The organism is Pseudomonas sp. HMSC067G02 (genome assembly GCF_001813485.1).
In the GTDB taxonomy this organism is placed as follows: Bacteria; Pseudomonadota; Gammaproteobacteria; order Pseudomonadales; family Pseudomonadaceae; genus Pseudomonas; species Pseudomonas aeruginosa.
Genome location: NZ_KV812697.1, coordinates 150,741 through 156,740, shown reverse-complemented (window position 1 = coordinate 156,740; position 6,000 = coordinate 150,741). Strand labels below are relative to the sequence as shown.

At 65.1% G+C, this 6,000-nt stretch carries 5 protein-coding genes and 1 pseudogene; 2 read left to right on the top strand and 4 right to left on the bottom strand.

Going from position 1 to position 6,000, the window contains the following annotated elements; translation table 11 throughout:
* Both HMPREF2914_RS19730 and HMPREF2914_RS19725 read right to left on the bottom strand, forming a co-directional pair.
* A pseudogene (locus HMPREF2914_RS19730) lies at window positions 1-689 on the bottom strand (nicotinate phosphoribosyltransferase); the annotation flags it as partial.
* A gap of 2 nt (window positions 690-691) precedes the next feature.
* On the bottom strand, window positions 692-1,351 hold the full coding sequence (locus HMPREF2914_RS19725) for a nicotinamidase (RefSeq protein ID WP_003095584.1): 660 nt from the start codon (window positions 1,349-1,351) through the stop codon (window positions 692-694).
* A 109-nt stretch (window positions 1,352-1,460) separates the two neighbouring features.
* Here HMPREF2914_RS19725 and HMPREF2914_RS19720 point away from each other — a divergent pair, with 109 nt between their 5' ends.
* Together HMPREF2914_RS19720 and HMPREF2914_RS19715 are read left to right on the top strand one after the other, a co-directional pair.
* Entirely contained in the window at window positions 1,461-2,063 is a 603-nt protein-coding gene (locus tag HMPREF2914_RS19720) for an adenylyltransferase/cytidyltransferase family protein (protein ID WP_023092679.1), read from the top strand.
* Window positions 2,064-2,077: 14 nt separating this feature from the next.
* Window positions 2,078-2,773 (top strand): NUDIX domain-containing protein, encoded by a 696-nt coding sequence (locus HMPREF2914_RS19715; RefSeq protein WP_003095579.1) that lies wholly within the window; start codon window positions 2,078-2,080, stop codon window positions 2,771-2,773.
* Window positions 2,774-2,819: 46 nt separating this feature from the next.
* On the opposite strand, the gene HMPREF2914_RS19710 is transcribed toward HMPREF2914_RS19715, so the two are convergent.
* Window positions 2,820-4,445: a methyl-accepting chemotaxis protein gene (locus tag HMPREF2914_RS19710; RefSeq protein ID WP_017148625.1), complete on the bottom strand. Its 1,626-nt coding sequence runs from the start codon at window positions 4,443-4,445 to the stop codon at window positions 2,820-2,822.
* A gap of 56 nt (window positions 4,446-4,501) precedes the next feature.
* Window positions 4,502-5,440, bottom strand: coding sequence for a LysR substrate-binding domain-containing protein (locus tag HMPREF2914_RS19705; RefSeq protein WP_003095575.1), 939 nt, complete (start codon window positions 5,438-5,440; stop codon window positions 4,502-4,504).
* Window positions 5,441-6,000 lie beyond the last annotated feature (560 nt).

Genomic DNA, 6,000 nt, shown 5'->3' with positions numbered 1-6,000 from the left:
TGGGCCATCAGCCATTCGTGGGCCATGGTGCCGATCGGCTTGAGATCGTACTCGCGGGCCAGGTGCACGTTGCTGGTGCCAACGAAGCGCCCGGGGAAGTCGCGCTTGAGGATATGCACCACTTCCTCCTGGGTGCGGTAGGAGAAGCGCCGGCGGGTGCCGAAGTCGGCGACCTGGAATTCCGCGAGTTCCTCGCTGCTGGCCTGGGCGGAGAGCCAGTCGAGCTTGCGGTAGAGCTGCTCGCCGACCTGTTCCAGGACCACCTCGCGGTAGCGATAGCGGTTGCGTACCTCGCTGACGATGGCCAGCAGCGGCACCTCGAAGAGGATCACGTGCAGCCACGGGCCGCGCAGGCGGATCGCCAGTTGGCCATCCTCGATGCCGGTGTGCACGTAGCGCAGGTTGAAGCGGAACAGGCTGAGGAAGCGGATGAAGTCCGGCTTCATGAACGGGATGCGTTCGAGGAAGGCGAGCTGGTCGGCGGTTACCTCGACTTCGGCGAGGCGCTCGATCTGGTAGCGGATCTCCGCCAGGTACGGACGCAGGTCCTCGGCGTTGCGGCAGCGGAATTCCCACTCCACTTCGGCGTTGGGGTAGTTGTGCAGCACCGCCTGCATCATGGTCAGCTTGTAGAAATCGGTATCGAGCAGGTTCTGCACGATGCGCTCGGCAAAGACGCTTTCGGCCATGTTCACTTCTCCTTGTCGGCGCCGGCGAGGGCGCTATCCAGTCGTTCCAGGTCGGCGCAGAGGATCACCCCGGCGTCGCGCATCTCGTCGCAGGCCCGCTGCGCGGTGTCCTCGGCGATGGCCCGGCAGGCGGGCAGGTAGAGCAGCACCTCGAAACCGGCGCGGCGCAGTTGCAGGGCGGTGTTCTTCACGCAGTAGTCCAGCGCCAGGCCACCCACCAGCACATGGCTCACGCCATTCTGCCTCAGGTATTCGATGACCCCGGTGCTGCGGCGTTCCGCCAGATCGTGGTAGCAGGCGCCGTAGGGATGCAGGTCCGGCTCCACGCCCTTCCAGACGAAGAAGTCGTAGTCGATCGGCCGCGGCAGTTCGTCGAGCAGCTCGAAACCCGGCGTACCCGGTACGCAGTGGCTCACCCAGGTCAGGTCGGCGTCCGGATAGGCCAGCGGCCGCAGCATCTGCTCGGCGCTTTCCACTACCCAGGCAGCCTTCGGGCTGTGCGCGTCCTTGCTGCCCAGGCGCAGCGCGGCGCGGCTGGCCAGTTGGTTGAGGGCGGCGCCGATGGCGTCGCCGCCGGGCACCGGCAGTTCGTCCGGGCACAGCGGGGTGAAGCCTTTCTGGGCGTCGACATCGAAGCTGGCGATCTTGCTGGGGCGATTCATGGAAGCCTCCGCTTGACGGGTTGGGGCTGAATGTGGGTACATAATTCATCACGTGAAATAAGTCGTCAAGCACTTGTACTACAAAATTTCGCAGTGGAAGGTATTTTCTATGCGTGATGAAATAAGTTCCCGGATTCGCCGACTGCCTGCCGGGATGAGCGGCGGACGCGCCCCCGACTTCGCCCTCGCGGTCTACGGTGGGGCGTTCGACCCGCCGCACCCCGGCCATGAGTCGGTGATCCGCCGGGCGCTGCTTTGCGCCGAACGGGTCGCCCTGGTGCCGAGCCACCGCCACGCCTTCGGCAAGCGCATGGGCGATTTCGAGCTGCGCTGCCGCTGGCTGGCGCGGCTGGCCCGGCGAATCGATCCGCGGCGGGTGTATTGCGAGCCGATCGAAGCAGGATTGATGCCCGATCGTCCGGCGGTCTACAGCATCGACCTGCTGGAAGCGCTGGCCGCGCGTAGCGGCCTGGCGTCAGCGCGGATCGCCCTGCTGATCGGCGCTGACAACGAGGCGGAACTGCCGCGCTTCGAACGTGCTGCCGAATTGTGCTGGCGCTTCGGCCGGCTGGTGGCGGAGGAGCGGCTGCCGCTGCACAGCTCGATGATCCGCCAGCGCCTGCGTGAAGGGCTGGCGGTACCGGAGGCCTGGTGCCTGCCGGAAGTGAAGGACGAACTGCACTGCTATGGCGGCGAACGCCAGGCGGGCTGAAGAGAGGAGTGACGATGAGTTCAGCGGAAGTATTGGCCAGCGTGGATATCGTGGCGTTGCGCCTGAACCCCGGGCACGGACTGGAGCTGTTGCTGATCCGCCGCGCCCAGGCGCCTTTCGCCGGCCAGTGGGCCTTGCCCGGCGTGCTGGTCAACGGCCGCAGCGCCGACCACAGCCTCGACGACGCGGCGGTGCGCGCCCTGCGCGACAAGGCGCGGCTGGAGCCGGCCTACATCGAGCAGGTGGCCACGGTCGGCAACGCGGTACGCGACCCGCGCGGCTGGTCGCTGAGCGTGTTCTACCTGGTGCTGGTCGGTCCGGACACCCGGGTGGAGGACGACGACCTCGACTTCGTGCCGCTGCGCGACGTTCGCAGCGAGCGCTTCGCCCTGCCGTTCGACCACGCCCAACTGGTACAGCAGGCCTGCGAGCGCCTGGCGAGCAAGTCGGTGTACAGCGCCCTGCCGCTGTTCCTGCTGGCGCCGCGCTTCACCGTGGCCGAGGCGCTGAAGGCCTTCGAGTGCGCCATCGGCCAGGAAGTCCAGCATTCCAGCCTGCGCGGGCGCCTGGAGCGGATGAAGGAGGCTGGCTGGGTCGAGGACACCGGCGAACGCCAGCGTCCGCCCATGGGGCGCCCGCAACACGTCCTGCATTTCACCCCGAAGCCGGGCGGCGCCTTCGTTTTCGACCGCAGCCTGCTGGCGTCCTGACAAACGGGTGCGGCAGGGCCGGTGAGGCCGCTCCCTGCCGCGCTTGCTAGACGGTGAAGCGCTGGATCTGCTGCTCCAGTCCGTTTGCCAGCTTCGCCAGCTCGACACTGGAGGTGGAGGTCTTCACCGCGCCCTCGGCGACTTCGCCGATGCTGGCATTGAGCGAGTCGATGTTCTGGCTGACCTCGCTCGCGGTGGCGGTCTGTTCTTCCGTCGCCGTGGATATCTGCGCGTTGCTCTGGGCGATACCTTCGACCGCCTGGGCGATGAGACCGAGCGCCTTTCCCGCCTCGTGGGCGCGCTGGACGCTGACCTGGGCCTGCTCGCGTGACTGCTGCATCACGCTGACCGCGCTGCTGGCGTCTGCCTGCAGGGCTTCGATCATCTCGCGGATGGTTTCGGTGGCCTTGTGCGTATTGGTGGCCAGGCTGCGCACTTCATCGGCGACCACCGCGAACCCGCGTCCGGCCTCGCCCGCCCGTGCGGCTTCTATCGCGGCATTGAGGGCGAGCAGGTTGGTTTGCTGGGCGATGTTCTGGATGACTTCCAGAACGGTGCTGATTTCCTCGGTCTTGTTGCGTAGCGTGTCGATGACGGCTCCCGCCTCTCCGACCATGACCGACAGGCCCTGGATGGCGTCGAGGTTCGCATGCACGAGTCCGGTTCCGGTGTGCGCCTCGCTGTTCGCCGATTCCGCGCTGGCTGCGGCGGCCTGGGCGTTCCGCGCCACGTCCTGGACCGCCATGCTCATCTGGTGTACCGCCGTGGCGACCATGTCGGTCTGGTCGCCCTGGGACGTGGCGACATGGCTGACCTGGTTGCTGATGGCACTCATCTCGTCCGAGGTGATGGTGAGCTTCCTGGCTGTCTCGGCGAGATGCCGAAGCAGCGCCTGCTGGCTTTCCAGCATCATATTGAAGGCGCGCGCCGTATCGGACACTTCGTCGCGCCCGCGCGCATCGGCGCGGAGCGTGAGATTCGAGGAGTCCTGCACGCGGCGGATCACCCCGCGCAGATCGGAAAGCGGGCGCATGATCGACAGGCTGATGAACCAGGCCGCGGCGACGATGAGGACCAGGGCTGCGGCGCCGATGAGCAGGAAGGTGGTGCGCATGGAGTCGTAGCGTTTCTCCATCTGCTCGTTGAGCTTGGCGCCTTCACTGAGCTGCAGGTCGATCAGCGTCGACAGCGCGGTTCCCAGCGGATCGAACGCACCATACATCTCGCGATTGAACGTGCCGGCCTCGACGTTTCGCAGGCTTCCGGCCCTGGCCTGCTCGCCGTATGCCAGGGTCATCCGCTTGACCCGTTCCAGGGTGGGGACCAGCGACTCGATGATTTCCTTCTCGGCGGCAGTCCGGTGGTCTGCGGAATAGTCGGCCCACGACTTCTCGATGCGCGACAGCGCCCCACTCAACTCCTGCTGCAGGCGCTCTTCATCGAAGACCCCCGCACGGTACTTGTGCAGGGCGTCGACCACGCTGACCGCAACGGCGTCGGCGACGATCTTGAGCTGGCTGATGGGCTTCATCCGGTTGTTGAAAAGGTCCTGGAAGCTGGCATCGAGTCGACTGGCGTTGGCCAGCGCCATCGCGATGACCGTGACGAGCATCGTCAGCGGTAGCAGCGCCAGGACCAGCAGGCGGATTCGAACCGTGACGCCAGTGAGCATGGGACGTTCCGAGGTGAACCGAGTGAGAGTAAAGATGGTTCCGCGCAGCGGAAACGTCAAACCGGGCCGTGGCGCGTCTGGCGGGGGCCCGCTGAGGGTTGCTCCTGCTCCAGGCGCTCTACCATCCACTCGATGAAATGGCGCACCTTGGGGACTTCCGCGGCATGCTCGGGATAGGCCAGGTAGTAGGCCTCCTGGCTGGGCAGGGCGTGCGGCCAGGCGATCGCCAGCTTGCCTTCGGCGAGTTCCTCCTCGACCAGGAAGCGCGGTAGCAGGGCTACCCCGCAACCGGCCTGGGCGGCGCGGATGCACATGTAGAAGGTGTCGAAGCGTGGACCGTGGTAGCAACCCTGGCAATTTCGCTCCAGGCTGGCGAACCAGTCGTGCCAGGCCTCCGCGCGGCTGGCGTTCTGCAGCAGCACCAGCCCCGCCAGTTGGGTCGGTTCGTCCAGTCCGCCGGCCGGCAGCAGGGATGGCGCGCAGACCGCCACCAGTTGTTCGCCGAACAGGCGTATGCACTCGGCGCCCGGCAGGGTGCCGGGGCCGAAGAAGAATGCCAGGTCGCAATGGCCCTGGCGCAGGTCGTCCGGTTCCAGTTCCTGGCGCAGGTCGAGGTGGATGTTCGGGTGGCGGTGGCGCCAGCCGTTCAGTTGCGGGATCAGCCAGCGCGCGCCGAAGGTCGGCGGGGTCGCCACTCGCAGCACTTCGGTCTCGCCGCCGTAGGAAAGCAGGAAGCGGGTGGACAGCTCTACCTGTTGCAGGATGCGTCGTACCTCGGCCAGGTACAGCTCGCCGGCCGGGGTCAGTTGCAAGCGCTTGCGCACCCGGCGGAACAGGGCGTGCTGCAACTGCTCCTCGAGTTGCGCGACCTGCTTGCTCATGGCGCTTTGGGTCAGGCTCAACTCTTCGGCGGCGCGGGTGAAGCTCAGGTGCCGGGCTACCGCTTCGAAGCATTGCAGGGCGGTCATCGACGGCAGGCGGCGTTTGTTCAGCATGGCGGGTTTCCTGGCGCGGGTGGAGCGGGCGGAACGCGTTATATGAATAAACGGAATGACGTGGGGAGGAAAGCTCGCTTGCCGGAGTGCCGGGCGACGCTTATTACTGCCGGCAAGTCTCGCGATAGAGCATTCGCTGGCTTATGACGAATCCGTCACAGGGTTTTGCGCCGAACGTGGCGTCGCTAACGGATATGTCCATGTCGTATTCGAATCGACTTTTTCCGCCAAGTACCGAATCCCGGGAAGTTCATGTTCATATTAATTTTAAAAACCGCTCTGTCCTGCACTTTCATTGAAAAAGAGGACCTCAATTAGTGCGTGCAGCGCACCAGTGACGTGCAGTTTCTAACCACTTCAATATCGTTGTAGAGTTATTCCTAGGAACGGTTCAGGCCTTGTGAAGCCTGGGCTGTAGCTCTCCGAAGGGGATTCGGGGAAATGTCTAAATGACTGATTTCCAATAACAAAGATAAAAACGGAAAGGAGGGCTAAAGTTCTTGTGGCCGGCCACTCAGGAAAAAAACGAATGGCACGCCGCTTGCTCTGCCTGTTGAGCG